28 protein-coding genes are annotated in these 26,619 nt (G+C 67.5%); 16 read left to right on the forward strand and 12 right to left on the reverse strand.

Features of this window, described 5'->3' with window-relative positions; translation table 11 throughout:
- The first annotated feature begins 25 nt into the window (after positions 1 to 25).
- On the forward strand, positions 26 to 904 hold the full coding sequence (locus ABZ195_RS04610) for an LLM class flavin-dependent oxidoreductase (RefSeq protein WP_355215309.1): 879 nt from the start codon (positions 26 to 28) through the stop codon (positions 902 to 904).
- Here ABZ195_RS04610 and ABZ195_RS04615 read toward each other — a convergent pair.
- Entirely contained in the window at positions 901 to 2,058 is a 1,158-nt protein-coding gene (locus tag ABZ195_RS04615) for an ROK family transcriptional regulator (protein WP_355215311.1), read from the reverse strand. The genes ABZ195_RS04610 and ABZ195_RS04615 overlap by 4 nt on opposite strands.
- 100 nt (positions 2,059 to 2,158) lie before the next feature.
- Between ABZ195_RS04615 and ABZ195_RS04620 the strand changes: the two genes are divergently transcribed.
- The 6 genes from ABZ195_RS04620 (at position 2,159) to ABZ195_RS04645 (ending at position 5,998) form a co-directional block, all read left to right on the forward strand.
- A complete protein-coding gene (locus ABZ195_RS04620; protein WP_355215313.1) occupies positions 2,159 to 3,385 on the forward strand; it encodes an MFS transporter in 1,227 nt (408 codons plus the stop codon).
- Positions 3,375 to 3,500: a hypothetical protein gene (locus tag ABZ195_RS04625; RefSeq protein WP_355215315.1), complete on the forward strand. Its 126-nt coding sequence runs from the start codon at positions 3,375 to 3,377 to the stop codon at positions 3,498 to 3,500. Before ABZ195_RS04620 ends, ABZ195_RS04625 begins: the two co-directional genes overlap by 11 nt.
- Positions 3,501 to 3,540: 40 nt before the next feature.
- Positions 3,541 to 4,212 (forward strand): cutinase family protein, encoded by a 672-nt coding sequence (locus ABZ195_RS04630; protein ID WP_355215316.1) that lies wholly within the window; start codon positions 3,541 to 3,543, stop codon positions 4,210 to 4,212.
- A gap of 187 nt (positions 4,213 to 4,399) precedes the next feature.
- Positions 4,400 to 5,050, forward strand: coding sequence for a glyoxalase (locus tag ABZ195_RS04635; RefSeq protein ID WP_355215318.1), 651 nt, complete (start codon positions 4,400 to 4,402; stop codon positions 5,048 to 5,050).
- Entirely contained in the window at positions 5,047 to 5,505 is a 459-nt protein-coding gene (rnhA, locus tag ABZ195_RS04640; protein ID WP_355215320.1) for a ribonuclease HI, read from the forward strand. The genes ABZ195_RS04635 and rnhA overlap by 4 nt, the downstream gene beginning before the upstream one ends.
- Positions 5,506 to 5,566: 61 nt before the next feature.
- A complete protein-coding gene (locus ABZ195_RS04645) occupies positions 5,567 to 5,998 on the forward strand; it encodes a VOC family protein (protein ID WP_355215322.1) in 432 nt (143 codons plus the stop codon).
- 5 nt (positions 5,999 to 6,003) lie between these two features.
- On the opposite strand, the gene ABZ195_RS04650 is transcribed toward ABZ195_RS04645, so the two are convergent.
- The 11 genes from ABZ195_RS04650 to ABZ195_RS04700 form a co-directional block, all read right to left on the reverse strand.
- Positions 6,004 to 6,384 carry a DUF202 domain-containing protein gene (locus tag ABZ195_RS04650; protein ID WP_355215324.1) on the reverse strand — a complete coding sequence of 127 codons (381 nt, stop codon included), beginning with the start codon at positions 6,382 to 6,384 and terminating at the stop codon, positions 6,004 to 6,006.
- Between the two features lie 31 nt (positions 6,385 to 6,415).
- Positions 6,416 to 6,715: a hypothetical protein gene (locus ABZ195_RS04655; protein WP_355215326.1), complete on the reverse strand. Its 300-nt coding sequence runs from the start codon at positions 6,713 to 6,715 to the stop codon at positions 6,416 to 6,418.
- A gap of 2 nt (positions 6,716 to 6,717) precedes the next feature.
- Positions 6,718 to 7,086 (reverse strand): heme-binding protein, encoded by a 369-nt coding sequence (locus tag ABZ195_RS04660; RefSeq protein WP_355215327.1) that lies wholly within the window; start codon positions 7,084 to 7,086, stop codon positions 6,718 to 6,720.
- A gap of 231 nt (positions 7,087 to 7,317) precedes the next feature.
- On the reverse strand, positions 7,318 to 9,585 hold the full coding sequence (locus ABZ195_RS04665) for an ATP-dependent DNA ligase (protein ID WP_355215329.1): 2,268 nt from the start codon (positions 9,583 to 9,585) through the stop codon (positions 7,318 to 7,320).
- A 44-nt stretch (positions 9,586 to 9,629) separates the two neighbouring features.
- Positions 9,630 to 11,072: a DUF222 domain-containing protein gene (locus ABZ195_RS04670; RefSeq protein ID WP_355215331.1), complete on the reverse strand. Its 1,443-nt coding sequence runs from the start codon at positions 11,070 to 11,072 to the stop codon at positions 9,630 to 9,632.
- Positions 11,073 to 11,135: 63 nt separating this feature from the next.
- Positions 11,136 to 12,401 carry a DUF4032 domain-containing protein gene (locus ABZ195_RS04675; protein WP_355215333.1) on the reverse strand — a complete coding sequence of 422 codons (1,266 nt, stop codon included), beginning with the start codon at positions 12,399 to 12,401 and terminating at the stop codon, positions 11,136 to 11,138.
- Positions 12,402 to 12,403: 2 nt separating this feature from the next.
- A complete protein-coding gene (locus ABZ195_RS04680; RefSeq protein WP_355215334.1) occupies positions 12,404 to 13,492 on the reverse strand; it encodes an ABC transporter ATP-binding protein in 1,089 nt (362 codons plus the stop codon).
- Between the two features lie 13 nt (positions 13,493 to 13,505).
- Entirely contained in the window at positions 13,506 to 14,375 is an 870-nt protein-coding gene (locus tag ABZ195_RS04685; RefSeq protein ID WP_355215336.1) for a carbohydrate ABC transporter permease, read from the reverse strand.
- A 2-nt stretch (positions 14,376 to 14,377) separates the two neighbouring features.
- Complete coding sequence (locus ABZ195_RS04690) at positions 14,378 to 15,352, reverse strand: sugar ABC transporter permease (protein WP_355215338.1); 975 nt, start codon at positions 15,350 to 15,352, stop codon at positions 14,378 to 14,380.
- The gene (locus ABZ195_RS04695) at positions 15,352 to 16,725 is read right to left on the reverse strand and encodes a sugar ABC transporter substrate-binding protein (RefSeq protein ID WP_355215340.1); all 1,374 of its coding nucleotides are present in this window, start codon (positions 16,723 to 16,725) and stop codon (positions 15,352 to 15,354) included. Before ABZ195_RS04695 ends, ABZ195_RS04690 begins: the two co-directional genes overlap by 1 nt.
- Before the next feature lie 51 nt (positions 16,726 to 16,776).
- Positions 16,777 to 17,727, reverse strand: a complete 951-nt coding sequence (locus tag ABZ195_RS04700) for a sugar-binding domain-containing protein (protein ID WP_355215341.1) — start codon at positions 17,725 to 17,727, stop codon at positions 16,777 to 16,779.
- 286 nt (positions 17,728 to 18,013) lie between these two features.
- On the opposite strand from ABZ195_RS04700, the gene ABZ195_RS04705 reads away from it, so the two are divergent.
- The 9 genes from ABZ195_RS04705 (at position 18,014) to rbsD (ending at position 26,616) form a co-directional block, all read left to right on the forward strand.
- Entirely contained in the window at positions 18,014 to 19,432 is a 1,419-nt protein-coding gene (locus ABZ195_RS04705) for a mannitol dehydrogenase family protein (protein ID WP_355215342.1), read from the forward strand.
- Entirely contained in the window at positions 19,429 to 20,343 is a 915-nt protein-coding gene (locus ABZ195_RS04710; RefSeq protein ID WP_355215344.1) for a carbohydrate kinase, read from the forward strand. The genes ABZ195_RS04705 and ABZ195_RS04710 overlap by 4 nt, the downstream gene beginning before the upstream one ends.
- A gap of 21 nt (positions 20,344 to 20,364) precedes the next feature.
- A complete protein-coding gene (locus ABZ195_RS04715; RefSeq protein ID WP_355215346.1) occupies positions 20,365 to 21,303 on the forward strand; it encodes a Ku protein in 939 nt (312 codons plus the stop codon).
- Between the two features lie 106 nt (positions 21,304 to 21,409).
- Complete coding sequence (locus ABZ195_RS04720; RefSeq protein WP_355215347.1) at positions 21,410 to 22,498, forward strand: LacI family DNA-binding transcriptional regulator; 1,089 nt, start codon at positions 21,410 to 21,412, stop codon at positions 22,496 to 22,498.
- A 22-nt stretch (positions 22,499 to 22,520) separates the two neighbouring features.
- On the forward strand, positions 22,521 to 23,555 hold the full coding sequence (locus ABZ195_RS04725; protein WP_355215349.1) for a substrate-binding domain-containing protein: 1,035 nt from the start codon (positions 22,521 to 22,523) through the stop codon (positions 23,553 to 23,555).
- Positions 23,555 to 24,526 (forward strand): ABC transporter permease, encoded by a 972-nt coding sequence (locus ABZ195_RS04730; RefSeq protein ID WP_355215351.1) that lies wholly within the window; start codon positions 23,555 to 23,557, stop codon positions 24,524 to 24,526. The genes ABZ195_RS04725 and ABZ195_RS04730 overlap by 1 nt, the downstream gene beginning before the upstream one ends.
- A gap of 11 nt (positions 24,527 to 24,537) precedes the next feature.
- Positions 24,538 to 25,308, forward strand: coding sequence for an ATP-binding cassette domain-containing protein (locus tag ABZ195_RS04735; RefSeq protein WP_355215353.1), 771 nt, complete (start codon positions 24,538 to 24,540; stop codon positions 25,306 to 25,308).
- A complete protein-coding gene (locus ABZ195_RS04740) occupies positions 25,301 to 26,215 on the forward strand; it encodes a ribokinase (RefSeq protein WP_355215355.1) in 915 nt (304 codons plus the stop codon). Before ABZ195_RS04735 ends, ABZ195_RS04740 begins: the two co-directional genes overlap by 8 nt.
- Complete coding sequence (gene rbsD / locus ABZ195_RS04745; protein ID WP_355215357.1) at positions 26,212 to 26,616, forward strand: D-ribose pyranase; 405 nt, start codon at positions 26,212 to 26,214, stop codon at positions 26,614 to 26,616. Before ABZ195_RS04740 ends, rbsD begins: the two co-directional genes overlap by 4 nt.
- The last annotated feature ends 3 nt before the right edge of the window (positions 26,617 to 26,619 follow it).

The following is a 26,619-nucleotide window of genomic DNA, read 5'->3' on the forward strand; positions in this document are numbered from 1 at the left end:
TAGAACGTGTTCTAGTATGCGGATCATGCGGTTCACCTATGCGGAAGCCATGACCGATCCGAAGTACCTGATCCCGTTGGCGAAGGCGGCCGACGAGGCTGGGTATCACGCGATGACCATCCCGGACAGCGTCGCGTACCCCGAGGTGTCGGACTCGAAGTATCCGTACACCGAAGACGGCAACCGCGAATTCCTCGACGGCAAGCCGTTCGTCGAGTCCTTCGCCCTCATCGGCGCGCTCTCGGCGGTGACCACCAAGCTGCACTTCAACATCTTCGTGCTCAAGCTGCCGATCCGTCCGCCGGCGCTCGTGGCCAAGCAGGCCGGCTCACTGGCGGCGATGTTCGACAACCGCCTCGGCCTGGGCGTCGGCACCAGCCCGTGGCCCGAGGACTACGAGATCATGGGCGTGCCGTATGCCAAGCGGGGCAAGCGGATGGACGAGTGCATCGACGTCATCCGCGGCCTCACCTCGGGTGAGTACTTCGAATATCACGGCGAGTTCTACGACTTCCCCGCGTTCAAGATGACGCCCGCGCCGACCAAGCCGGTGCCGATCCTGATCGGCGGCCACGCCGACGCCGCCCTTCGTCGGGCCGCCCGCAACGACGGCTGGATGCACGGCGGCGGCGACCCCGAGGAACTCGACCCGCTGCTGGCCAAGCTGCAGAAGTACCGCGACGAGGAGGAGCGGATCGGCCTGGCCGACGAGTTCGCCATCCACGTCATCTCCATCGACGGGTTCACCCTCGACGGCGTGAAGCGGTTGGAGGACAAGGGCGTCACCGACGTCATCGTCGGCTTCCGCATCCCCTACATCATGGGCCCCGACACCGAACCGCTCGAGGACAAGATCCGCAACCTGGAGTGGTTTGCGGAGAACGTCATCGCCAAGGCCGGTTAGGCCCCACCCACTCCCGCGGCCAACGCGTCGACGGCCCGGGCACTGAGCACCTCGTCGAGCACCATCACCGCACCGCCGACCGTGCCGGACTGGTTGCCGTGGGCCGCGGGCACCACCTCGAGGGTGCGGGTCGCCTGCGCGGTGGCGTTGCCGTACAACGTCTCCCGCAGACCGGCGACGAAGATCTCGTAGGCGCCGACCATGTCGCCCGCCACGACGACGACCGCCGGGTTCAACAGGTTCACCGCAGCGGCGAGCACCTCACCGACGTAACGACCGCTGTCGCGGATCATCCGCCGCGCCTCCGCGTCACCACCGTGGGCGATCTCGACAACGTCGCGGAGATTGCGCACGGAGCGGCCCTGCTGCTGCAGAGCATGGACCAGCGCCCAGCCACCGGCGACGGCCTCGACGCACCCGGTGTCGCCGCAGCGGCACGGAAGATCATGTGCGGCAGCGATCTTCGTGTGCCCCAACTCACCCGCCGCCTGCGCGGCACCACGCTGCAGCACCCCGCCCGCGACGATGCCCGCACCGAGGCCACTCGAGGCCTTGACGACGAGAACGTCGTCGTGGCCGCGACCCTCGACGACCGCGATCGCGTTCGAGTCGTTGTCGAGGATCACGGGAACACCGGCAATCCGAGGCAATTCGGCGAAGTACGGCCGCAGTTCGACGCCGTCCCACCCACGCAGGATGGGCGAGTCGCGGCTGCACCCGCGGACCCGGTCGACGGTGCCCGGCAGGCTCAGCCCCACGCCGTAGACGGCGGCGCCCGGGTAGTCCTGCAGCATCACGTCGAGCCGCTTGACCACGTCGGGCATCAGGTCGTCGGGACCCAGTGCGACTTCCTGGTCGATGTCGGTGATCGACTGCACCTCGCCGGCCAGGTTCGTCACCGCAAGCCGGGTCCGGCTGATGCCGATGGCCGCCGACAGCACGATGCCCGCGTCGGCGTCGAAGGACAGCAGTGTCGGCGGTCGGCCGCCGGTCGAGGGCGCCTGTTCGCGCTCACGCACCAGACCAAGAGCACTCAGGGCCGCGATCCGTGCGGCAACCGCTGAGCGCGAGAGCCCGGTGACCTGGCCGATCTCGGTGCGGGTGATGTCTCGACGATCCCTGATCAGTGCGAAGACATCGCCCACGGTGGCCATGCTTCGATTCAACCCGAGAAACGTAAGGTACGCCACTTTTGTGTTCTGAAAGACATAAGTCGGTTTGCCGAAAGGCATAAGTGCGCCTACCGTTGGACGGGTGACACGCTCTCTGCAAAGACCGTCCGTACCCCTGTCCGTGGTGTCACCGCCTCCGTCGGTGCGCTGGCTGGCAGTCATGGCACTGGCCATCGGCAGCTTCGCCATCGGCACCACCGAGTTCGTGGCCATGGGCCTGCTGCCCGACATCGCCTCCAGCCTCGACATCACCGAGCCCATCGCGGGCCACGTCATCTCCGCCTACGCCCTCGGCGTGGTCGTCGGTGCCCCGGTCATCGCGTCGCTGACCGCGCACCTGCCCCGCAAGGCCCTGCTCCTGGGCCTGATCGCACTGTTCACCCTCGGCAACCTGGCCAGCGTGCTGGCGCCGAGCTACGAAACTCTGATGGCTGCCCGCTTCGTCTCCGGCATCCCGCACGGTGCCTTCTTCGGCATCGCCGCCCTGGTCGCCGCCCACCTGATGGGCCCGAAGAACCGTGCCAAGGCCGTCGCCCACGTGATGAGCGGCCTGACCGTGGCGACGGTGCTCGGCGTCCCGCTCGCGTCCTTCCTCGGCCAGCACTTCGGCTGGCGCAGCGCCTTCGGCCTGGTCGTCATGATCGGTCTGGGCACCCTCGTCGCCATCTGGCACTGGCTGCCCGACCTGAAGTCGATGCACGTCACCAGCGCCCTGACCGAGCTCAGCGCCCTGCGCCGCCCCCAGGTGTGGCTCTCACTGGTCCTCGGGATGGTCGGCTTCGGCGGCATGTTCGCCGTCTACACCTACGTGGCCACGACCCTCACCGACGTCTCCGGCCTGTCCCGCGGGCTCGTCCCGCTGGGGCTGATGATGTTCGGCATCGGCATGGTCGTCGGCAACCTGGTCGGCGGCAAGATGGCCGACGTCTCCGTGGTGAAGGCGCTCTACGCCTCGCTCATCTCCCTCGGCGCGATGCTGGCCCTGTTCGTCTGGCTCGTCCACAACCCGTGGACGGCACTGCTCGGACTGTTCCTCATCGGAGCATCCGGCTCGGCGATCGGCCCGGCGCTGCAGACCCGCCTGATGGACGTCGCCCACGGCGCCCAAACCCTTGCGGCCGCGCTGAACCACTCGGCACTCAACATCGCCAACGCCGCCGGCGCCTGGATCGGTGGACTGGTGATCGCGGCGGGATACGGCTACACCGCGCCCGCGGGCGCCGGCGCCCTGCTGGCCGTCGCCGGCCTCGTCGTCCTGACCATCTCGGTGTTGCTGCAACGGTGGACGGAGCGTTCCCATGTCGGATAGTCGCGGACTGCGCATCGACGTTCACGTGCTCGGCCTTCGCCTGGCCTTCACCGTGCGGCCGTGGCGCACGGTGTCGGCGCTGGGCCGCCGGCGCCGGGCCCTCGCGGCCGGTTAGGCGTTCCCGGCGACGACGGGACCTGTGTCAGTCTGGAACCATGACTGCTCGCCTCGTCCGGTTGACCGGCGCCGCCATCGCACTGGCCTCCAGCCTCCTCCTCGTCCCGACCGGCGCTCCGACGGCTTCGGCCGCGCCGTGCCCGGACGTGGAGGTGGTGTTCGCCAGGGGCACCTTCGCACCGCAGGGCCTCGGCGGCATCGGACAGGACTTCGTCGACGCCGTCCGCGCCAAGGTCGGTGCCAAGTCGGTCGGGGTATACGCCGTGGTCTACCCGGCGAGCACGAACTTCCCGACGGCCGTAGACGGGATCCGCGACGCAGCGAACCACGTCGAGACCATGGCGACCACGTGCCCCGACACCAAGATGGTGCTCGGCGGCTACTCGCAGGGTGCGGCCGTGATCGGCTTCACGACCGCGAACGTCGTCCCCGGCGGCGTCGACCCGGCCGAGGTGCCCAAGCCCATGCCCGCCAGCGTCGCCGACCACGTGGCCGCGGTGGCACTGCTCGGCACTCCCGACACCACGTTCATGGACATGATCGGCCAACCGCCGGTGACCATCGGTCCGCTCTACGTGGGCAAGACCATCCAGCTGTGCGCGCCCGGCGACCCGATCTGCTCCGACGGCAACGACGGCGCCGCCCACACCAGCTACACCCGCATCGGCATGACCGACCAGGCCGCAACCTTCGCGGCGAGCAAGGTCTGAACGCCCGGAAGAAGGGCCGACCCGTCTCCGATGCAGGACTAGTCGTCGAACGTGGCGGAGTCCGGCCGGGCGGTCTTCACCGTCCTCACGGGGTTGATTCGCGCGATGGAGACCGTGCCCGACGGACCCGTCGGGGCGCTACCTTCGAGCACATGCTCGGTCTGCTGGTCGACGGCCCGAGGTCGTCGTGACTGCGGCCCCGTCGGCGGTGACCGTCGCCGAACTCCAGGTAGCGGATCCGCCCGAGGCCTGGATCCGCGCCGGTTTCACCGTCGACGCCGACGCCGTGTGCCGGATCGGCGGCGTCGGTCTCCGACTGGTCGGACGCGAACGGGGCACGGGCATCGTGGGCTGGTCGTTACGCGAAGTGCCAGCCGGCCTCCACGACGTCGACGGCATCGCCACGACGGCATCGCACTCGCGCCCGGTGAGTCCCGCGACGCACCCGAACGGGGTCACCTCCGTCGACCACGTCGTGCTGTTCTCCCCCGACCTGAGCCGGACGATCGCGGCCTTGGCCGGTCTCGGCACCAGCCCCCGTCGGGAGCGCGACGGCGGACTCGGCGGGCGGCCGATCCGCCAGGTCTTCTTCCGCCTCGGTGAGGTCATCGTCGAGGTCGTGGGCGCACCGGATGCCGCCAGTGACGGCCCGGCCACGCTGTGGGGCGTGACCTACGTCGTCGACGACGTCGAGGCGACGGCGGCGGCGTTCGGCGACCGGACCTCCCCGGTCAAGGACGCCGTCCAACCGGGACGCCGGATCACCACACTTCGCCACCGCGAATTCGGAATGTCGGTCAGGACCGCGCTGATCTCACCGCCTATTCTCGGCTCGTGACCGAGTCCGCGGAGCCCGTCGTGATCCACACCGACGGTGGGTGCCGCCCCAATCCCGGGCCGGGTGGATGGGGGGCGGTGCTGCGTCACCGGGGCCACGTGCGGGAGATGTTCGGCGGCGAACCAGGCGACACCAGCAACAACCGGATGGAGCTGACCGCGCCCATCATGGCGCTCGAGGCACTCACCAGGCCCGTGACGGTGCACCTGTTCACCGACAGCACCTACGTGCGCAGCGGCATCACCAAGTGGGTCCTCGGCTGGGAGCGCAACGGCTGGCTGACCTCGGCGAAGCAGCCCGTGAAGAACGTCGACCTGTGGAAGCGGTTGCAGGCGGCATGTTCGGTTCACCACGTCGAATGGTTCTGGGTCAAGGGACACTCCGGGGTCGCCGACAACGAGCTGGCCGACGTGCTGGCCACCCGCGGCATGGAGCAGGCCATCGCCCGGATGTGACCGAAGCCTTACCGGTGCGGCACCGCCGGGTGGCCCGACGACACGCGGGTAACCTCTCGCCATGGCCCTCATCGACAGCTCCGGCTTCGCTCACGTCCGACTCACCGTCACCGACATCGACCGCTCCAAGAAGTTCTACGACCAGGTGTTCGGTTGGCCGGCAGCGATCGACGCGTCGGAGTCCGCGGGCGAACCCGGCGTAGCCGACTCCCCCGAGAAGTTCTATGGCGGCGTGGTCTACCAGACCCCGCAGGGCACCCTCTTCGGACTGCGGCCGGTCGGCAGCGACCGATTCGACTCCACGCGAACGGGTCTCGACCACGTGAGCTTCACCGTCTCCGACCGTGCCGCGCTCGATTCGGCCAAGGAAGCCCTGGAGAAGGCCGGCATCCCACATGGCGACATCGTCGAGTTGGGCGACGCCGGCATCGCCATCCTGTCCATTCAGGATCCCGACGACATCAACGTGGAGCTAACCGCGCCGCTGTCATAGGCGCGTCACCATCGGAACGCCACGGCGGTGAGGGCGAGGGCGCCGAGAATCGCGATGAACCCCGCCATGATCCCGGCGATCGAGTACGGCATGCTCCCGGCTTCGGCTTCCAGCGCCTTCATCTGCTGACGGTTCTGGATCCATGCCAGCGCCAGGCCCGTGAGGCCGACGACGATCATGACCATTCCGATCACCCAGGGGCTCAGGACCGGCCCGCGACGGTGCTCCTCGGTTGCCAAGTACTCGAAGAACTTGTAGATGGAGAAACCAAACGTGATGAGCGACATGCACGTTCGGATCCACGCCATCAGTGTTCGCTCCTGCGCCATCCGCGTGCGTTGGGCGGCGAGTCGCGTGGAGGCGTCGAGCGGCGGCTGTTCTGTCATCTGATCCGTTCGAGCGGTGACCGAGGGTCGGCTAGTTGCACCCGGAGGCGTTGACCCATCTGCCGTTGTAGCTCACGCACCCGGTGACGTTCGGGGGTGGTGGCGGGTCGTAGGGCATCGGTGCGTAATAGGCGGGCGGCGGCACGTAGGGCGCCACGGCATCGGCGACGTTGGCGCAGCCGCTCACCTGGATCCGTCGGCCCGCGCTGGCGCAGACGTCGGCGTTGGCGATGTCGATCGGCTCGATGACGAGGATCGCGCCGGGAATGGCAACGATGGCCAATGCCGCTGCCGCCACGGTGGTCAAAGATCTCTTCCACGTGTTGGGCATCGCTACGAACCCATCATTGGCGCGGGCAGGTCACACCGGGTACGAAGATCGGTCAGTGGCTGACGAATGCCGTTGATCTCGGCCTCGGTCTGCGGGTGGGCATCCATGTAGGTCTGGACGCGGTCGTGGACCTCCTCGTTGGGTTGGCCCCTCAGGCTGGTGAAGAAGTCGTTGACGTCCGGATGGCTGAACAGGTAGTCGCCCATCGCGGTCCCGACGGTTCCCGACGCGACAGCGAGGTCGCCGGCGGTGCAGTTGGGCGGTGGCACGGCGGGCTCGGCCGTCGCGATCGCGGCCCCGCCGAGCATCACCGCACCGGCACCGAGCACGGCGACCGCCGCATTTCGCACAGTTCCTCGTGACACCAACATGAACGGCCTCCTCATTCGACGGCCGTACGACCTTCGTGCCCGAAGCCAACCACACCGGGGGCGAAAAACCACGGGGAGTGACATCTTGGCCGCCGGCCCGCTCCAGACGGCTCGGCGGCGTACCGTCGCCCCACACGCGAAGACAGCACCAACGTTCCCGTCGTGACCAACTTGCGCCAAGACCCGTGGGAGCGCTACCAAACCGAGAGCAGGCTCTACGGCGATCGCGGCTCACTCCCAGACGACCTCGTCGGGACTCTTGTCCGGCCGCAGGCCACGCCAGCTCGGCTGGCGCAGCCGCCCGTCGGACGTGCGCTCGCTGAAGCGCACTTCACCGACCAACGTCGGTTCGACGAACGTGACGCCCTTGGCGTCGAGTCCGGAAAGTCTCGTCGTGAACGGTGATTCGTCGGTGTGAAGCGGTGCCAGCGTCTTCTTCAGCGCAGCCAGATCCTTCTCGGTGAACCCGGTGCCCACCCGGCCGGCGAACTGCAGGCCGTCCTGGCCGGGCACTCCGATCAGCAGCGCACCGATCCCGCTGGAGCGCCCACCCTCGCCTGCTCGCCAGCCCCCAATCACCACTTCCTGCGTCAGCCACAGTTTGTCCTTGATCCAGGACTGCGACCGCCGGCCCGGCTGATAGGTGGAATCGCGCTTCTTGGCGACGACGCCCTCCCACCGCTGGGCCCGTGCGAGTTCGAGAGCCTCGGCTCCGTTGCCGTCCAGCTGCGCCGGCACGATCAGTCCGCCGCCTGCGGCCAGCGTCTCGAGCAGCTTGCGGCGATCGGAGTACTTGGCGCGCAACAGTGATCGGCCGTCGAGTTGAAGAATGTCGAAGGCCCAGAACTCGATTCGGGTGGACGTGGCGCGGTTCTGCATGAGGCCGAAGTTCGGCACACCCGCCTCGTCGAGCGCCACGACCTCGCCGTCCAGCGTGACGTGGTGCTCGGCGAGATCGGCTGCCAATGCCTTGAGTTGGGGGTACTCGCCGGTGACGTCACGGCCACTGCGCGAATGCAGCTTCAGAGCACCGTGGTCGGCGTCCACCAGCAGCCGGTAGCCGTCCCACTTGCCCTCGAATGCCCACACCACCCTTGACAGCCGCGAGACCGAACCATGCGTCGCGAGCATTGGTTTGACGTCCTCGGGGGTGGGCTGGGGCTGTTCCTTCATCCGGTGGGCCAGCCAGTTCTTGCCGCCGGTCTGAATCAACGCGTACCGTCCGGAGACCTTGGCACCGTGCAGCGTGACGATGACCTCACCACCCTTCTCGGGCCCGTCGGGTGCGTTGTCGTTGAACTTCTCGGCCTCGTAGGTACCGGAGTCCCACACGATGACGTCGCCACCGCCATACTCGCCCTCGGGAATCGAGCCCTCGAAGGTGGCGTACTCCAGCGGATGGTCCTCGGTGTGCACCGCGAGGTGGTTCACCGAGGTCGTCTCCGGCAAATTCTTGGGCACGGCCCACGACACCAGTACGCCGTTGCGTTCGAGCCGGAAGTCGTAGTGCAACCGGCGCGCGTGGTGCTCCTGAATCACGAAGGTGTCGTCGTTGCCAGCCTTGGGCGCGGCCCGCGGTACCGGCTCCTTCGTCTTGGTGCCATCACGCATGCTGCGATAGGTGGTGAGTTTGTCTGCCAGCGGCACGATTTCGTCGAGCGGCGCCAGCAGGTCGCCATCGCGGGACACCCGGTCGAGCACCTCGTCGAAGCGCAGGTGCCGCAACTCGGGGTCCTCGATCTCCTCCCAGGTGCGGGGTGCGGCGACCGTCGGCTCGTCACGGCCGCGCATCGAATACGGCGCGATGGTCGTCTTCGCGGAGCTGTTCTGGCTCCAGTCGACGAAGACCTTCCCCGCCCGCAGACTCTTCGTCATCGTCGCGGTGACGTGTTTGGGCATGGACTTCTCGAGCTGCACCGCGATTCGCTTGGCCAGCACGGAGGCGCCCTGCGAGCTGACCGGCTCGGCGAGCGGAACGTAGAGGTGCAATCCCTTGCTGCCGCTGGTCAACGGAAACGTCGTCAGGCCGATGTCGGTGATGAAATCGCGCACCTCGTGCGCCACTTCGCACAGCTGGCGGAAGGTCACGTCCTCTCCCGGGTCCAAGTCGAAGACGACGCGGGTCGCCGGCCCGGGCGTGGTCTCGTCGAGGAAGCGCCACTGCGGTACGTGCACCTCCAGCGATGCCTGCTGGGCGAGCCAGGCCAGCCCTTCGCGGGTGTCGACGATCGGGTAGGTGGTGGTGCCCGACCTGTGTGTCACCGAGCCTCGGTCCAGCCAGTCCGGCGCAGACGACGCCAGCTGCTTCTCGAAGAAGTCCGACTCCCCCACACCGTTTGGCCAGCGCTTGCGGGTGACGGGTCGACCGGCGATGTGCGGCACCATCGCGTCCGCGATGGCCACGTAGTACTCGAACACCTCGGCCTTGGTCGTGCCCGTGGCCGGGTACAGCACCTTGTCGGGGTTGGTCAGCTTCACGCGACCGCAACGGTCCACCACGTGACCGTATTACCCGCGGCTTCCCGCGCGCGAACTTCGGTCGGCTAGGCCGCGTTGGGCTCCGGGCCGCTCGGTCGGCGTTCGCCGGGAGCGTCTGGGGCGTCCAACGCGCCCGGGTAGTCGAGGGCGTCCCCGGGTGGCCGATGTAGCCGCTCGGGCCGGTGGTAGTCGTTGACCCGGGCCTGGCCGGTGTCGAGCGCTGGCGGCGGTATCCACTCGACGTCATGGTCGTCGTTGACGCGCGTGGTCCAGCCGCCCGGGCCGACCATCCGGTTGTCGGGACCGCACGCCAGGCCGAGTTCGTCGACGTTGGTCTGACCGCCGTCGGCCCAATCCGCCGCGGCGTGATGGACCTGGCTGCCGTAGGCCGGGACGGTGCAGCCCGGCTTGGTGCAGCCGCCGTCGCGGGCGATCAGCATCAGCCGCTGGGCCAGCGACGCGGTGCGACGCGCCCGGAACAGGTTCAACGCCGCCCCCGTCGCCCCGTCGAACACCGCCAGAAACAGGTGCGCGCGGGCGGCCAGGCCGATCACGTCCCGGATCGGCATCACCGTGCCGCCACCGGTGACTCCGACCCCGGCCCGACTCTCCAGGTCCTGCAGGGTGGTCCGAATGATGATCGTCGTCGGCAACCCGTTGTGCTGACCGAGTTCGCCGCTCTCCAACACTCTGCGTCCCGCCGTCAGCAGTGCGTCGTGCTGACGCTGCGCGAGGGTGCGGTGGTCGCCGTCGATCTGAGCCTGGGTGGGCGCCCCCGTGGTGCAGGGCACCTCGTCCTCCGGGTTGCACATTCCGGGCGCGGCCCATTTGGCGTAGACCGCCTCGAGGACGGCCCAGGCCTCCGGCGTGAGGTTGCCCTTGACCGGAACCATGCCATCGGGCCGTTGGGGCGCCTTGGTCAGGCCCCGACGCCGCGCGCGTTCGGTGTCGTCGGGTTCCGGGCCGTCCTGGTCGAGCAGGAAGATCGTGCGGTCGGCGTTGTCCTTGAGTTCCTTGGGCCCCACGCCCATCGCGGTCTTGACCAGGTCGGCTTCGATCTGGCTGCGGGTCGAAGGGTCGACGGCGGGCGGGATCCGGCTCATCGTGTCTCGCAGGATGCGCACGTGGTCGCGGTTGATCACGCCGTGCGACTGGGCGATCGCGGTGCACGGCAGCACCGGATCCAGTGGCGCCCCGATGAGCGTATGCCGCGCCGCGAGCTGAGCGGCCTCGTCGAGTCGGCGGCCGGCGTCTCCGGCTGAGATCCGCCATCTGATGGCCAGCGCGTCGCGCCAGCATTTGGCGCCCAACGCCTTTGGTGTCGTCTCGGCTTGCAGCCGGGTCAGTAGGCGGTGGCTCTGCACCGGGAGTTGGCAGGAGAGCGTCTCCAGGTCGTCGAGCACGTCGAGTACTTCGGCGGCAGTCAACTGGTCGACGGGCAGGGCCGCCAACGCGGCGTAGGACGCACGCAACGTCTCCATCGCCGTCCGCACCGCCTCCGCTTGCATGAATCGAACATACGTGCGAATCTTGAAGACTTCTTGACGTGTTTCTTGAAGGAACTCTAAGAGCTAGTCGTCCATCTCCAGCACCGCGAACGGCGCCGTAGGCACCTCGGCCACGGACATCTTCGCCGCGGAGTCCGTGGGGATGACGCCGCGGGCCAACGCCGCGAGCGCCTTGTTGGTCCCGACGTCGCGACCTGCCTTCTCGCTCAACAGCCACCGCACCTCGAGCAGGTCGCAGTAGGCCTGGATCGCGGTGCCCCGGTGGCCGACGACCTCGTGCGCCAACTGCTGGTAAGGGGTCAGGATCTCGATCACCCACAAGCGCGCGGCCGTCGTCTCGTCCACGTCGTGGCCCGCCTCCCTGGCCAACTGCGCTTGATACGCGTGCAAGTCGCCAAGCAGGATGGCCGCCTGTCCCTCTCCAACGTCGAGACCGGTGAGCTCCCGAAGGTGCTGCGCGTGGTACCTGCGATCACCGACCGCCACCCGAACCCGCATGCGGCTCGGATCCGATTCGTCTGGCTGCAAGGACAATTCGTCGACGGCGAAGCCCAGCTCGTTGAGGCGGCGGATCGTGCCCTCGACGCGGTACCGGTCGGCGAAGCCGAAGACGGGCTCGGCGTGCAGCAGGTCCCACAGCGTGTCGTAGCGCACCTGAACCTGCTCGGCCTCGGCGATCAGCGTCTGATGCATCTCCTCGGGAAGGCCGAGCCGCTCGGCCAGGTCGACGAGACCCTCCGCCACGTTCTCCACCAAGATCTCGAGATCGTGCCGACGCTGGCCACGGCTCAACCGAGGATGCACCTCGGAGGTCTCGGCGTCGACCAACCAGGCCTGGAGGAGCTGCCCGTCGCGTGAGAACAGCGTGTTCGCCAACGAGCAGTCACCCCAGAACACCCCGTGGCGGTGCAACTCCACCAGCAAGCCCGCCATCGCATCCAGCAACCGGGCCCGGTGCCTTGGCTGATCCGGCGGCAGCCGCATGAACAGCCGTCGGTACTGCCAGGACCCCTCCAGGTACCGGGTCACCAGGATTGCGGTCTCGAACTCCGGCTGCAGCACCAGGCCTGCCGGATGTACTGCGGGCAGGCCCATCTCCTCGAGACGCCGCAGAACGTCGTACTCCTTGATCGCGATCCGCGGCGGCATGTCCTTGACCGCCCAGAGATGACCGTCGGCGTCGACGAACTTCACCAGGTGGCGACTCATGCCAACCGCGATGTCGCGCAGCGGCACCTCAGGAACCACCCACTCCGAAAGTGGCTTGTCCCATGGCAGCCCGAGGAGATCCGGGGTTGGTGCGCGGAGCCGCAACTCCGGCGGGCGCATGATTAGTTGAGGCGCTCGCCCGAGGTCGGGTGGAACAGGTGCACTGCCCCCTCCGGATGCCTCCGCAGGCGCACCGTGTCAGCCAACCGCGGAGCCGTGCGCGGATTGCACCGGGCCACCAACTCCGTTCCGTCACTGCCCGATCCGGCATGCGCGTAGACGTAGGCCTCGGCACCAAGATCCTCGACCAGGTCGACGACCACCTCGACGCCACCACTGTCGGTGATCTCCAGTTGTTCGGGCCGCACGCCGACGGTGACCTCCGAGAGGCCTGCCGCACTGATCTTCGACAGGTCGTCGCGCTCCAGCTCGAAGGTCGAGTCTCCGAGCTTGACCCCGTCGGAGCTGACCGAAGCGGTGAACAGGTTCATCGCGGGCGATCCGATGAAGCCGGCGACGAAGGCGTTCGCCGGGCGATCGTAGAGCTCGTTGGGAGAGGCGAATTGCTGCAGCTTGCCGAAACGCAACACCGCCACACGGTCACCCATCGTCATGGCCTCGACCTGATCGTGGGTGACGTAGACGGTGGTGGTGCCCAGCCGACGCTGCAACGCGGCGATCTGGGTGCGGGTCTGCACGCGCAGCTTGGCGTCGAGGTTGGACAACGGCTCGTCCATGCAGAACACCTGGGGCTCACGCACGATGGCCCGGCCCATTGCGACGCGCTGACGCTGACCACCGGAGAGCTTGGCCGGCTTGCGATCCAGATGCTCGGTCAGGTCGAGGACCTTGGCGGCTTCCTCGACCTTCTTGCGCCGCTCCTCGGCCGACACCCCACGGAGCTTGAGGGCGAAGCCCATGTTCTCCGCGACGGTCTTGTTGGGGTACAGCGCGTAGTTCTGGAACACCATCGCGATGTCGCGGTCCTTGGACGGCACACCCGTCATGTCCTTGCCGCCGATCTCGATGCTGCCCTCGTCGATGTCCTCGAGCCCGGCGAGCATGCGCAGCGCGGTGCTCTTGCCCGAGCCCGACGGCCCGACCAGAACGACGAACTCGCCGTCCTGGATGTCGAGGTTGAGGTTGTCGACGGCGAGCTTGTCGGAGCCCTCGTAGATGCAGGACGCGTTCTTGTAAGTGATTGCAGCCATTGTGTTTACTCCTCTACTTGATGGCGCCGAAGGAAAGACCACGAACGAGCTTGTTTTGCGCGAACCAGCCGCACAGGATCACCGGTAGGGCGGCCATCGTCGCCGCCGCCGACAGCACGGCCCAGTACTGACCCTCACCGGCGATGAAGCCGACCAGGTACACGGGCATCGTCTGTGCGTTCACCGCGGTCAGGTTCACCGCGAGGAAGAACTCGTTCCAGGCGAAGATGACGCAGATGAGTGCGGTGGCCGCGATGCCAGGTGAGACCAGCGGCAGGATCACCTCACGCACCGAACGCCACAGGCTGGCGCCGTCCAGGCTGGCGGCCTCGAGCAGTTCGCCGGGCACCTCGAGGAAGAACGACCGCATCATCCAGATCGCGATCGGCAGGTTCATCGACGTGTAGAGGACGACGAGCGCCCAGATGTTGTCCAGCAAGCCGAGATTGGACACGATCACGTACAGCGGCAGGATCGCCGCGACGACCGGCAGCATCTTCGTGCTCATGAAGAAGAACAGCGCGTCGGAGGTCTTGCGGACCGGGCGCAGCGACAGCGCGAACGCGGCCGGCACCCCCAGCAGCAGGACCAGGATCGTCGACATCGCCGTGGCGAACACCGAATTCAACATGGCCGGACCAATGCCCTGGTCGAAGACGGCCGAGTACTGATCCAATGTCGGCACGAAGAACAGCTTCGGTGGGTTGGTCGCGGCGTCGCTCTCCTGCTTGAACGACGTCAGCACCATCCAGAAGACGGGGAAGAAGAAGCCGAGCCCGACGAGCCAGGCCACCATGCCCCACGGACTGAACTTCTTGGACTTCTTCTTGCGCACCGGGGCGGCATCCTCTGTCGCCGTTGTGCGTTCGGCTGTGGTCGTCATGTCTAGGCCGCCTCTTCCTTGCCGGAGAATGATTTGAAGATCAGTCGAAGCGCGAAGCTGGCGATGATCATCGTGAAGATGACGACCACCACGCCCATCGCCGCCGCCTGGCCCATGTCGAAGCCGAGGAAGGCCCGCTGGTAGATGTAGAACGGCAGGTTGGCGCTGGCGACGCCCGGGCCACCCTGGGTCATCATGAAGATGGCGTCGAACGTGTTGACCAGATAGATGGCGCCGAGGACGACGCCCAATTCGATGAACCGGCGAAGGTGCGGCAGCGTCAACTCGCGGAAGAGCTGGATCGCCGTGGCACCGTCGACCCGGCCCGCTTCGAGCTGGTCCCGCGGCATCGACGTCAGGCCGGCCAAGATCAGCAGCATCATGAATGGCGTCCACTGCCAGATCAATTCGACCATCACCATCGCCAGCGGGAACTGACCGATCCAGTCCACCGGCCCGACACCCACCAGCGAGAGCACCCAGTTGAGGATGCCGTTGTTGGGGTCGAGGATCGTCGTCTTCCAGATCAGGGCCCCGGCGACGGGGGTGATCAGGAAGGGCGTGATCAAGAGGGTGCGGACGACGCCGCGACCCAGGAACGCGCGATCGAGCAGCAACGCGATTCCCAATCCGAGCAGCGCCGAGATCAGCACCACGCCGACGATGAGGAGGACGGTGTTGCCCGCCACCGACCAGAACTGCCGGTCCTGGACCACGGCGATGTAGTTGTTGAATCCGACGAATTGCCGTGAGCCGGGCCGGACCAGGTTCCAGGACAGCGTCGAGTAGTACAGGGTGAACAGGAACGGCACCTGCGTCACGGCGATCATGAAGATCAGCGCGGGCAACAGTGGTCCGCGCCTGCGCCACCCCTCGGCTCGGCTCACCCCGGTGTCCTGGGCCTCCCGGATCTTGCGGACCCGTTCGGCCACTGCCCCCTGACCGGCGTCCGACTCGGTTTCAGCGGTAAGAGTCATCACTTCTCCTGGTAGCTCTTGCCGACGACCTCGGCGTATTTCTGTGATTGCTCCATCGCTTCGTCGACGGATATCTGGCCGGCGATGGCCGCACTGATCTGCTGGCTCACCCGGGTGCCCAGGTCCTGGAACTCGGGAATGCCGACGAACTGCACGCCGGTGTACGGAACCGGTTGCACCGTGGGCTTGTTCGGCGTGGCGTTGGTGATGGACTGCAGCGTCAACGGGCCGTACGACTTCGAGATCGCCTCATACTCCGGGAGCTGCGTGTACGTCGAGGTTCGACTGCCGGGTGGGACGCGGGCCCAACCGAGCTTCTCCCCGACCAGCTTCATGTAGTCCTTGCTCGTCATCCAGGAGATGAACTTCCAGGCGCCGTCGGGATTCTTGGCCGCCTTGGGGATGCCGAGCGCCCAGGTGTAGAGCCAGCCCGAGTTGGGCTTCTCCACGATCGGTGCGGGCAGGTAGCCGATCTTGCCGACGAGGTCCGGGTAGGTCTTGGGGTCCTCGATGGTCGAGACCGCCGACGTGGCGTCGTACCACATCGCCGTCTGGCCCTGGCCGAAGAGATTGGCGCACTCTTGGAATCCCGTTGAGGAGGCACCCAATTCGCCGGAGTCCTTGATGGTCTGGACGTAGAAGTTGACGGCCTTCTTCACCTCGGGGCTGTTGAGCTGCGCGTTCCACTTGTCGTCGAACCAGCGGCCGCCAAAGGTGTTGATGACGGTGTCCAGCGGCGCCAGCACCTCACCCCAGCCGGGCTTGCCGCGCAGGCAGATACCCGCATCCGAGATCTGCTTGGCCTTGATGGTCTTGGCCCAGTCGGCGACCTCCTGCCACGTGGGCTGGTAGCTCGGATCCGGGTTGACCGTGATGCCGGCCTGCTCGAACATGTCCTTGCGGTACATCAGGAACGACGACTCGCCGTAGAACGGGACCGAGTACATGCTGCCCTCATAGGACAGCGAATCGCGCAGCGACGGTATGAAGTCGGCCTCGTCGTACCCCGGCGTGTTCTTCGCGTAGTCCGAGAGTGGTAGCAGCCAGCCGTCCTTCGCCCACTGCGGGGTCTCGAAGTTGCTGATCATCGCCACGTCGAACTGACTGCCGCCCATCGCGGTCGACATGGTGATCTTCGCGCGCGCCTGGTTCTCCGAGAGCGAGATGAACTTCAGCTTGATGCCGGGGTTCGCCTTCTCGAACTCCGGCGACAATTTCTGCGCATCGGTCATCTGCGAGTTGGACACCAGGGCGATGGTCACCTCGTTGTCCGACGCTCCCAGGCTTCCTGCGCCGGAACAGCCCGCGGTCAGCGTCAGCCCCATGGCCGCCGCGCAGACCGAGAGCTTTCGCAATGCTCGTGTCACCTTCATCTTCACCTCACTCCTCGTCGAGTACTGCTGCGTGTGTTCATGCCCGTCCTACTAATCCAAGAGCCAACGTGCGCAATCGATGTCGCATACCAGCAGCTTCCCCAATCCGCCGCGTAGCGCGGCCCGCGTGGCTTCGTGCTTGGGCGGACCGCTGCACACCAAGATCGTCTTGGCGCAGGTGCGGATGTCCTCGAGCGGGACCGACACCGCGCGGTGAGCGAGTTCGGTGAGCACGGGCGCGCCGTCGGCGTCGAAGAAGCGGCCGCCGATCTCACCGACGGCTCCAAGTGACACCAGTTCGTCGAGCATGCGGGTGTCCAGGAAGCTGCCCTCGAACAACGTGGTCGACGTGCTCACCGAGCCCACGCCGAACAGCATGGTGTCGGCGCGCCGGCCGGTCTCCAGGGTGCGGGAGATCACCGAGTCGTTGCGCATCGACATGACCGTCGATGCGTCGGCGTACAGGGGGGCTGGAAGGCGCATTGCACTGGCGCGCAACATGTCCGCACCGCGGCTGAGGATGAACTCCATGCCGGTCTGATAGGCCGCGGTGGACATCGCGCCGTCGAGTTGCACCACCACGCGGCAACTCGCCACGCCGGGGGCCAAGGCGGTGACGGCGGCCACCTGCTCGGGGCCCCAGGTGAAGCCCAGCACGTCGTTCTCGGAGAGGCGCCGCATGAGGAGCGCACCTGCCGCGCGGCCAAGATGCCCGGTGACCACGGCCTCGGTCAGTCCGTAACGCTCTTCGAGCATTCGTTCCTCGTCGGCGTGAAGATCGTCCTTCATCGTCGGCGGGACGACGACCTCGATGCGCACCAGCCCCCTGGCCTTAGCCCGCGCGATCAATCTGCCTGCGGTGGGCCGCGATACGCCGAGCTTGGCGGCGATCTCCGCCTGCGTGAGTCCGTCGAGGTAGTAGAGCGTGGCGGCTCGAAGCGCGAGACGCAGATCTTCGGGCGTCGCGCCGCCGTTGGACATGGCCTCGGAGGGCTGCTGCATCGACTCCCCGGGTCGCTCCGCTGGAGCCGCGCTTGCGTGGACTGCGCGCTGAGCCACGCGGGCGTTCGACGTCGGTGTCGCCACGTTCTCCGGTTCCCTTCCACCAGATCGGTGAGCATATGCTCGGGGTCGCGTGTATATGCTCATCACGTTAACATGTGGATGTGACCTACACAACACTTTCAGTGCAGCGGCCGTCTAGTGGCGAAATGGCGGCCGCGACCGACCGAATTCACACCGACCCCCAACCGGTACGGGGTAGCGTCCAGAAAGTGGTGACCGAGTCATGAAGCTCAACAACGCGTCCCTGCCCGATGTCTCGATCGCGAAGCCGTCCTATGACCGCAGCGAAATCGGCGTCGGCATAGTCCATTTCGGGGTGGGCGGCTTCCATCGTGCACACCAGGCGATGTACCTCGACCGATTGCTCTCCGAGGGCAAGGCCAAGGAGTGGGGCATCTGCGGGGTCGGCGTGCTGCCTGGCGACCGCAAGATGGCGACGGTCATGGACGACCAGGACGGCCTCTACACCTTGATCTTGATGAACCCCGACGGCAGCCGGGACGCTCGCGTCATCGGCTCGATCGTCGACTACAAGTTCGCACCCGACGATCCCGAAGCGGTCGTCGAATTGATCGCAGCGCCTACCACGCGCATCGTCGAGTTGACCATCACCGAGGGCGGCTACGTCACCGACGACGCCGGCCCCGACAGCGTGTTCGGCCTGGTGACCACCGCCCTGGCCCGCCGCAAGGAACGCGGCCTTCCGTCGCCGACGATCGTGTCCTGCGACAACATCGAGGGCAACGGAGACGTGGCCCGCAAGGCCTTCACCTCCTTCGCCGAGCGGTCCCAGCCCGAGCTGGTCGAATGGATGACGGCCAATACGCGGTTTCCCAACTCTATGGTCGACCGGATCACCCCGGTCACCACACCGGACGTCATCGAGAACCTCTCCGCCGACTACGGCATCGACGACGAATGGCCCGTGGCCGCTGAGCCGTTCACCGCGTGGGTGCTCGACGACGACTTCTCCGACGGTCGCCCGCCCTACGAGGACGTGGGCGTGCTCCTCGTCGACGACGTGACACCCTATGAATTGATGAAGTTGCGGCTCCTCAACGCCGGCCATCAAGCGCTCTGTTACTTCGCGTACCTGGCCGGCTATCGACTGGTGGCCGATGCCGCCGGTGACCCGTTGTTCGCCAAGTTCCTGCTCGAGTACATGGACACCGAGGCAACGCCGACGCTGCGGCCCGTGCCCGGCATCGACCTGCCCAAGTTCAAGCAGACCGCGATCGACCGCTTCGCCAATCCCAGTGTGCGCGACACCATCGTCCGGCTGTGCTTCGGCTCCTCGGATCGCATTCCGCAATGGCTGGTGCCGGTCATCAAGGAGAATCTGCGTTCGGGTGAACCGGTGCGGCTGTCCGCGGCGACCGTGGCGAGCTGGGCCCGTTACGCCGAGGGCGTCGACGAGCAGGGCGAACCCATCGACGTCCAGGACAACCTCGCGGATTCGCTGGTGCCCCTGGCCAAGTCGCAGCTGGACAATCCCACGGCCTTCGTCGAGAACACGGCGCTGTTCGGCGATCTGGCCCAGCAGCCCCGGTTCGTCGAGGCCTACCTCTGGGCACTGGACTCCCTGCACCGAGACGGCGCCCGGGCAACGCTGGAGGCGCTGATGAACGCCGACGATCGATGAGCCGGGCGCTCGTCATCGGTGAGGCGTTGATCGACATCGTCCAGCGTGACGGCAAGGTGCTGGGTGAGCACGTCGGCGGCAGCCCCCTCAACGTCGCGATCGGGCTGGGCCGCCTCGGCCGCGACGTCGACTTCCTCACCCACATCGCCGACGACGAGCGTGGCCGGCGCATCGTCGAACACGTCGAGGCCTCTGGCGTGCGACTCGTACCCGGCAGCATCAGTGCCGAGCACACGCCGACCGCCGCCGCCCGACTCGACGACACCGGCGCCGCACAGTACACCTTCGACATCGACTGGCGGCTGTCGGGCACCCCCGAGGTGGCTCCTCCGCTGATCGCCCATACCGGTTCCATCGCAGGGTTTCTCGATCCGGGTTGCCTGGCTACAGCCGCACTGCTCGACGCGTACCGGGTGTCGGCGACCATCACCTACGACCCGAACGTCCGGCCCGCCCTGATCGAGGACCACGACCAAGCGGTGAACCGCATCGAACGGCTCGTCGAGAAGGCCGACGTCGTCAAGGCCAGCGACGAGGACCTGCACTGGATCGACCCGACCCGTACGCCCGAACAGGTTGCGGCCGCTTGGCAATCGCTCGGCCCGTCGATCGTGGCGGTGACGATGGGCGGGGACGGCGCATTCGCGGTCTGCGCGGCGGGCACCGTGCGCGTGGCCGCTCGCGACGTCAACGTCGTCGACACCGTCGGCGCCGGCGACTCGTTCATGACCGGGCTCATCGACGCCCTGTGGTCGCTCGACCTGCTGGGCGGCGACGAGCGGACCCGCCTCCAGCTGATCGACGCCGACGCATTGGACGGCGTTCTACGCCATGCCGCCCTCGCGTCGGCGCTGACGGTCTCCAAGGCCGGGGCCGACCTGCCCGACCGCGCGGCTCTTCAAATGGGGTAACCCCGTGGGCCATACTGGGTCATGCGTTCCATCTGGAAGGGATCGATAGCCTTCGGGCTGGTCAACGTGCCGGTCAAGGTCTACAGCGCCACCGAAGACCACGACATCAAGTTCCACCAGGTGCACGCCAAGGACAACGGGCGCATCCGCTACAAGCGGGTGTGCGAGGTGTGCGGTGAGGTCGTCGAGTACCGCGACATCGCAAAGGCCTACGACTCCGACGACGGTCAGACGGTGATCATCACCGACGAGGACATCGCCACGCTGCCCGAGGAACGCAGCCGCGAGATCGAGGTCGTCGAGTTCGTGCCCGCCGATCAACTCGACCCGCTGATGTACGACAAGAGCTACTTCCTGGAACCGGATTCCAAATCGTCGAAGTCCTATGTGCTGCTTGCCAAGACACTCGCCGAGACCGATCGGGTGGCGATCGTCCACTTCGCGCTGCGCAACAAGACCCGGTTGGCGGCGTTGCGGGTCAAGGACTTCAGCAAGCGCGACGTCATGGTGATCCACACGTTGCTGTGGCCCGACGAGATTCGCGATCCCGACTTTCCCGTGCTGGACAAGGAAGTCGAGATCAAACCGGCGGAGCTGAAGATGGCCGGCCAGGTGGTCGAGTCGATGACCGACGACTTCCACCCCGATCAGTTCCGCGACGACTACCAGGAGCAGCTTCGCGAGATGGTTCAGGCGAAACTCGAAGGCGGCGAGGCGTTCACGGTCGAGGACCAGCCCGCGGAGAACCTCGACGAGACCGACGACGTATCCGATCTGCTGGCCAAGCTCGAGGCCAGCGTCCAGGCGCGCGCGGGAGCCAAGAAGGCCGGTGCGAAGACCTCCGACGAGAAGTCCGGGGACGACACACCCGCGAAGAAGGCACCGGCCAAGAAGACCGCCGCGAAGAAGACTCCCGCCAAGAAGACTGCGGCGAAGAAGGCTCCGGCCAAGAAGGCCTGATCACACCGGCGCATCGCCGCCGAGACGCCTGCAGACGGTTGACCCCTGCTGAGATGTGTGTCACAGTCAGGTCTAGTTAATCGATTAAACAGTGAGGGTCGGGGTGATGGTTCGGATGCAGGACGTGGCGCAGCGGGTCGGCGTCTCAGCCGCCACGGTGTCGCTGGCGCTGGCCGGAAGCGACCGCATCTCGCCGGCCACCCGCACCCGGGTCGAAGAGGCCGCCAGGGCCATGGGCTACCGGCCGCACGTGGGCGCCCGTGCCCTGCGCACCGACTCCACCCGCACCATCGGCCTGGTCGTCAGCGACGTCGCCAACCCGTTCTTCGCCGAACTGGCCGGGGAGATCCAGCGCGCCGCGGCCAGGCAGTCGTACTCGATCGTGCTCTGCAACAGCGACGAAGACGCCCAGCGCCAGGACGACTACCTCTCGAGTCTGCTGGCGGGCCGCCAGGTGGACGGGACGATCGTCGTCCCCACTGCGGCGATGACCCCCGGCCTTCGGCAGGCCGCCGCCGGTGCGGCGAACATGGTCCTGTTGGACCGGCCGGTCGAGGTCACCGGCCGCGGGGCACCAGCCCGTCACCTCGCCACGTGCCCCATCGTCCGCAGCGACGCCCGGTCCGCTCTCGACGAGGTGGGCGAATTGCTGACCTCACTCGGGCACCGTCGCATCGGCATCATCGCGCCACCGCTGCAGACCCAGGTCGGGCAGGAACGCCGAGACCTGCTGCGCGAGGCGCTGCTGCGCCGCGGTGTGCCACCGCGCGGCATCACCGTCGTCGAAGGCGACTTCCGCCAGGACAGCGGTGTCACGGCCGTACAACGGCTGATGGCCCGTCGTCAGCCACCCACGGCCATCTTCGCCGCCGACGGGTTGATGGCCGTGGGCGCGCTGAAGGGCCTGCGCCAAGCCAACATTCGCGTGCCGCAGGACGTCTCGCTGGTCGGCTTCGACGACGCACCCTGGTTCGACCTGTTCGACCCGCCGATGACCTCGGTCGCGCAGCCGATCGCCGCCTTGGCCGTCGCCGCCGTCGACGCCATGGTCGCGCTGCTGACCGGCGAACCCGCGCACAGCGCGTACCCCCCGTGCCACCTCGTCCGCCGCGGCTCGTGCGGCGAGGCCCCCACCGACGACCCGGGAGGGGCGACCGCCGCCCCCACCCGAAAGCGGCAGTCGCCACAGCGGTGACGCCGACGAGAAAGGAAGCACCATGAGAAACCCCTTGGGCGCGGCGCAGAGTCGCGTCGCCCTGACCGCCCTGCTGTGCGGAACCCTGGCGCTGACGGCAGCGGGTTGCAACCGCACGCCCAGCGGCGGCGAAGCCAGCGGCGGCGCCCGCATCGCCATCGTGACGCGCGACTTCACCAACCCGTACTGGGCCGCGCTGCGTGACGGCGCCGTGGCCGAGGGCAAGAAGCAGGGCGTCGAGGTCACGGTGCAGGCCGGCAGCTCGGAGACCGACTCCACCGGCGAGAACACCAAGATCTCGACGCTGGCCGCGCAGGACTACGACTGCTTCGGCGTCGTCCCGGTCAACGCGACCAACGTGATCACGCCGCTGGTCCCCGTCGCCAAGAAGAACATCCCGATCCTCAACCTGGACACCCAGATCGACGCCGACGCATCGAAGGCCGCGGGAGTGTCCTACGCGTCGTTCATCGGGTCGGACAACCTCTCGGCCGGTCAGCAGGCCGGCGAGGCGCTGATGGCCGACATGGGCGGCAAGGGCGAGGTCGCCGTGCTGCAGGGCATCGCCGGTGAGCAGAACGGCATCAACCGCCTCAAGGGCTTCACCGACGCGACGCAGGGCAAGCTGCAGATCGTCGCCACGCAACCCGCGGACTACGACCAGAACCTCGCGCTGACCGTGACCGGTGACCTGCTACGCGCGCACCCCAACATCACCGGCATCTTCGCCGCGAACGACACCATGGGACTCGGCGCCGCCCAAGCGGTCAAGAACGCCGGCAAGAGTGGCGTCGTCTCCATCATCTCGGTCGACGGCATCACGGCGGCACTGCAGGCGGTCAAGGACGGCACGCTGTCCGGCACGATCAGCCAATACCCTTATGCCGAAGGTGAAATGGCCGTCCAGGCGTGTATCAACCTGGTCGCCAAGAAGTCCGTGCCCGAGCGGGTGGTCGCGCCGATCAAGCTGATCGACAAGTCGAACGTGGACAAGGCCATCGCCTCCTTCCCGCAGCCGTTCGAGCCGTACGACAACCCCATCACCGGCGGGAAGTGATGACTGCCGTCACCGAGGCGCCACCCACCGGGTCGAGCCGAAGGCCCACGGTGTCGGTCGGGGCGGCGGCACGTTACGCCGCCCCGATCGGCCTGATCGTGGTCTTCGTCGTCTTCTTCATCGCGACCCCGAACTTCCTCACCGTCGCCAACCTGACCGACCTGCTGGTGTCGGCGTCGATCCTGATGGTGCTGGCCATGGGTCAGCAGGTGGTCATCGCGATCGCCGGCATCGACCTGTCCGTGGGATCGAATCTGCCATGGGCCGCAGCGGTGTTGGGGTTCGCCTACACCAACGGCGCCAACCTCCTGGTGTCGATGCTGCTGGCACTGCTCGCCGGTGCGGTGGTGGGGTTGGTCAACGGTCTGCTGGTGGCCCGGCTGAACATGACGGACTTCATCGTCACGTTGGGCTCGCTGTCGGTGGTCAGCGGCGCCACGCTGCTGCTCACCGGAGGCAATACCGTCGCGGTGTCGTCACCCTTTCTGCAGGGGTTGGCACTCGACGGCGTCGGACCGGTGCGCTGGTTCTGGTTGGTGGCCATCGTCGCCGCGCTGCTGACGGCATTCCTGTTGTTCCGCACCAAGACCGGCACCCACCTGCTGGCCACCGGCGGCAACGTCGACGCCGCCCGAGGGACGGGCATCAACGTCGCGCGGATGAAGCTGTTGGCCTACGTCCTGTCGGGTCTGGCCTGCGGGGTGGCGGGCATCCTGCTGGTCGCCCGCACCGGTGGTGCCGACCCCAGCCTGCAGACCGACCTGCTGCTGTCGTCGATCGCCGCGGTGGTGCTGGGCGGCTCCAGCCTCTTCGGCGGTCGGGCCTCGGTGCTCGGGTCGGCGGTGGGCGCGGTGCTGCTGACCAGCCTGATCAACGGCTTCACGCTCATCGGCATCTCGCAGAACTATCAGCCGGTGGCCGTCGGCGCCGTCGTGCTCGGTGCCGCGTTCATCTCCAGGTTCCAGAAGTGAGGGCGCCCGACATGTCCACCGCCAACGGTGCTCCGCTGGTCGAATTGCGCGGCATCACCAAGTCCTTCGACGCCGTCCGCGCCCTGCAGGGAGTAGACCTGTCCATCACCGCGGGCACGGTCACCGCGCTGCTCGGTGACAACGGGGCCGGCAAGTCCACGCTGGTGCGATGCCTGACCGGGGTGCACGCCCCCGACGACGGCGAGATCCTCTTCCGCGGGGAGGCCATCAAACTGGGTTCGCCCGACGACGCCCGCCACCTCGGCATCGAGACCGTCTTTCAGGATTTGGGTCTCATCGAGGATCTCGAGGTGTGGCAGAACCTGTACCTCAACCGGGAACTGACCAAGGGCGTGGTGCCCCTGCGGGTACTCGACAAGAAGACGATGATCGCGCGCAGTGCGACGATCCTCGCCGACCTGGACGTCAACGTGCCGAACGTCCGCGCCACGGTGCGCCGGATGTCGGGCGGCCAACGCCAGAGCGTCGCGATCGCCCGCGCCGCGAACTGGGGCACGACGCTGGTCATCATGGACGAACCGACTGCGGCCCTTGGTGTTCGGGAGACCGCGGCGGTCGAGACGCTGATCGGCCGACTGCGGTCCAACGGCGTCACCGTCCTGCTCGTCAGCCACGACATGGATCAGGTCATGCGGGTGGCCGACAGCGCGTGGGTGCTGCGACGCGGGCGCACGGCGGCCCACCGGTCGATGAGCGAGACCGACGGGGCGGAACTCGTCGGTCTGATCACCGGTGCGATCGCCGGCGACGCCGATGCCTGAGCACCCCGCGGTGGTCGTCGTCGGCTCCATCAACGTCGACCACACCGTCACCGCGCCGGCGTTTCCCCAACCCGGACAGACGATCAAGGGCACCTCGACGAGCTCGTCGGTCGGCGGCAAGGGCGCCAACCAGGCCGTCGCCGCGGCGCTGGCCGGGGCGACCGTCGCGATGGTCGGCAGCGTCGGCGACGACGCGAGCGGGTCGACGGCGCGGCAACGGCTCGACGCGCGGGGCGTGCGCACGGCGCACGTCTCAGTCATTGCCGGCGAGCCGACCGGCACGGCGCTGATCACCGTCGCCGCACGCGACAACACGATCATCGTCGTCGCCGGGGCCAACGGAGAATGGCCGCACGACCTGCCGGACGTGGTCGAGGATGCCTCGGTGGTCTTGTCGCAGTTGGAGATTCCGGTCGAGGTGGTTCAGGCCGCGGCCGCGCGGGCACGCGGGACGTTCGTGCTGAACGCCGCACCCGCCGCGGCGTTGCCGGCCGACCTGCTGGCCCGGTGTGACGTGTTGATCGTCAACGAGCACGAACTCGCCGCCGTGGCGGAGCGCGACGTGGGCACCGACGCCGAGGCCATCACGGCTGCGCACTCCGACCTCCGGAGCCGGGGGGTCGGTGCGGTCGTCACCACCCTCGGCGCGGCCGGCGCGCTGGTCACCGACGCCGACGGCGTGACGACGGCGCTACCCGCACCCTCGTCGGACGTCGTCGACACCACCGGCGCCGGAGACGCGTTCGCCGGCGTGGTGGCGGCCCGGTTGAGCGCCGGGGACGACCTGCTCGTCGCGTGCCGATGGGGTGTGGCCGCCGGCTCGCTCGCCGTGCGCGGAGCTGGTGCACAGGACTCGTATGCCGACCTTCCCAGCCTCACCGAGGCAGTTCAGGAGAACCGAACATGAAGCGCAACGGAATCATTCACGCCGAACTGGCTCGTCACATCGCCGCGTTGCGACACACCGACACGTTCGTCATCTGTGACGCGGGATTGCCGCTCTCGCGCGACATGCCGTGCGTGGACCTCGGCTACCGCTACGGGCAGGCCACGTTCGCCGACGTCAGCGCGACGGTGCTGGGCGAGGTGGTCGTCGAGCACAGCTGGGTGTCGCGCGACGTGCTCACCGTGAGCCCGCACGTGCACCGGCATCTCCTCGATCTCGGACTGACGCCGGAGCCGGTCGACCACGACCGGTTCAAGGCGGCGGTCCTCGATGCCGCGTTCGCAGTGCGCACCGGCGAGGACACGTTCTTCGCCAACGTGCTGTGCCGAGCCGGGGTGCCCTTCGGTGGTCCGGCGACGTAGCGA

It is taken from the genome of Mycobacterium sp. NPDC006124, from assembly GCF_040614235.1.
Taxonomy (GTDB): Bacteria; Actinomycetota; Actinomycetes; order Mycobacteriales; family Mycobacteriaceae; genus Mycobacterium.

Bases quoted from the DNA above. Each gene is read 5' to 3' on its own strand.
- ABZ195_RS04610 (WP_355215309.1), top strand. From the start codon at position 26: ATGCGGTTCACCTATGCGGAAGCCATGACCGATCCGAAGTACCTGATC.
- ABZ195_RS04615 (WP_355215311.1), bottom strand. From the start codon at position 2,058: ATGGCCACCGTGGGCGATGTCTTCGCACTGATCAGGGATCGTCGAGAC.
- ABZ195_RS04625 (WP_355215315.1), top strand. From the start codon at position 3,375: ATGTCGGATAGTCGCGGACTGCGCATCGACGTTCACGTGCTCGGCCTT.
- ABZ195_RS04630 (WP_355215316.1), top strand. From the start codon at position 3,541: ATGACTGCTCGCCTCGTCCGGTTGACCGGCGCCGCCATCGCACTGGCC.
- ABZ195_RS04645 (WP_355215322.1), top strand. From the start codon at position 5,567: ATGGCCCTCATCGACAGCTCCGGCTTCGCTCACGTCCGACTCACCGTC.
- ABZ195_RS04650 (WP_355215324.1), bottom strand. From the start codon at position 6,384: ATGACAGAACAGCCGCCGCTCGACGCCTCCACGCGACTCGCCGCCCAA.
- ABZ195_RS04655 (WP_355215326.1), bottom strand. From the start codon at position 6,715: ATGCCCAACACGTGGAAGAGATCTTTGACCACCGTGGCGGCAGCGGCA.
- ABZ195_RS04660 (WP_355215327.1), bottom strand. From the start codon at position 7,086: ATGTTGGTGTCACGAGGAACTGTGCGAAATGCGGCGGTCGCCGTGCTC.
- ABZ195_RS04670 (WP_355215331.1), bottom strand. From the start codon at position 11,072: ATGCAAGCGGAGGCGGTGCGGACGGCGATGGAGACGTTGCGTGCGTCC.
- ABZ195_RS04675 (WP_355215333.1), bottom strand. From the start codon at position 12,401: ATGCGCCCGCCGGAGTTGCGGCTCCGCGCACCAACCCCGGATCTCCTC.
- ABZ195_RS04680 (WP_355215334.1), bottom strand. From the start codon at position 13,492: ATGGCTGCAATCACTTACAAGAACGCGTCCTGCATCTACGAGGGCTCC.
- ABZ195_RS04685 (WP_355215336.1), bottom strand. From the start codon at position 14,375: ATGACGACCACAGCCGAACGCACAACGGCGACAGAGGATGCCGCCCCG.
- ABZ195_RS04690 (WP_355215338.1), bottom strand. From the start codon at position 15,352: ATGACTCTTACCGCTGAAACCGAGTCGGACGCCGGTCAGGGGGCAGTG.
- ABZ195_RS04695 (WP_355215340.1), bottom strand. From the start codon at position 16,725: ATGAAGGTGACACGAGCATTGCGAAAGCTCTCGGTCTGCGCGGCGGCC.
- ABZ195_RS04700 (WP_355215341.1), bottom strand. From the start codon at position 17,727: ATGCAGCAGCCCTCCGAGGCCATGTCCAACGGCGGCGCGACGCCCGAA.
- ABZ195_RS04705 (WP_355215342.1), top strand. From the start codon at position 18,014: ATGAAGCTCAACAACGCGTCCCTGCCCGATGTCTCGATCGCGAAGCCG.
- ABZ195_RS04710 (WP_355215344.1), top strand. From the start codon at position 19,429: ATGAGCCGGGCGCTCGTCATCGGTGAGGCGTTGATCGACATCGTCCAG.
- ABZ195_RS04715 (WP_355215346.1), top strand. From the start codon at position 20,365: ATGCGTTCCATCTGGAAGGGATCGATAGCCTTCGGGCTGGTCAACGTG.
- ABZ195_RS04720 (WP_355215347.1), top strand. From the start codon at position 21,410: ATGGTTCGGATGCAGGACGTGGCGCAGCGGGTCGGCGTCTCAGCCGCC.
- ABZ195_RS04725 (WP_355215349.1), top strand. From the start codon at position 22,521: ATGAGAAACCCCTTGGGCGCGGCGCAGAGTCGCGTCGCCCTGACCGCC.
- ABZ195_RS04730 (WP_355215351.1), top strand. From the start codon at position 23,555: ATGACTGCCGTCACCGAGGCGCCACCCACCGGGTCGAGCCGAAGGCCC.
- ABZ195_RS04735 (WP_355215353.1), top strand. From the start codon at position 24,538: ATGTCCACCGCCAACGGTGCTCCGCTGGTCGAATTGCGCGGCATCACC.
- ABZ195_RS04740 (WP_355215355.1), top strand. From the start codon at position 25,301: ATGCCTGAGCACCCCGCGGTGGTCGTCGTCGGCTCCATCAACGTCGAC.
- rbsD (WP_355215357.1), top strand. From the start codon at position 26,212: ATGAAGCGCAACGGAATCATTCACGCCGAACTGGCTCGTCACATCGCC.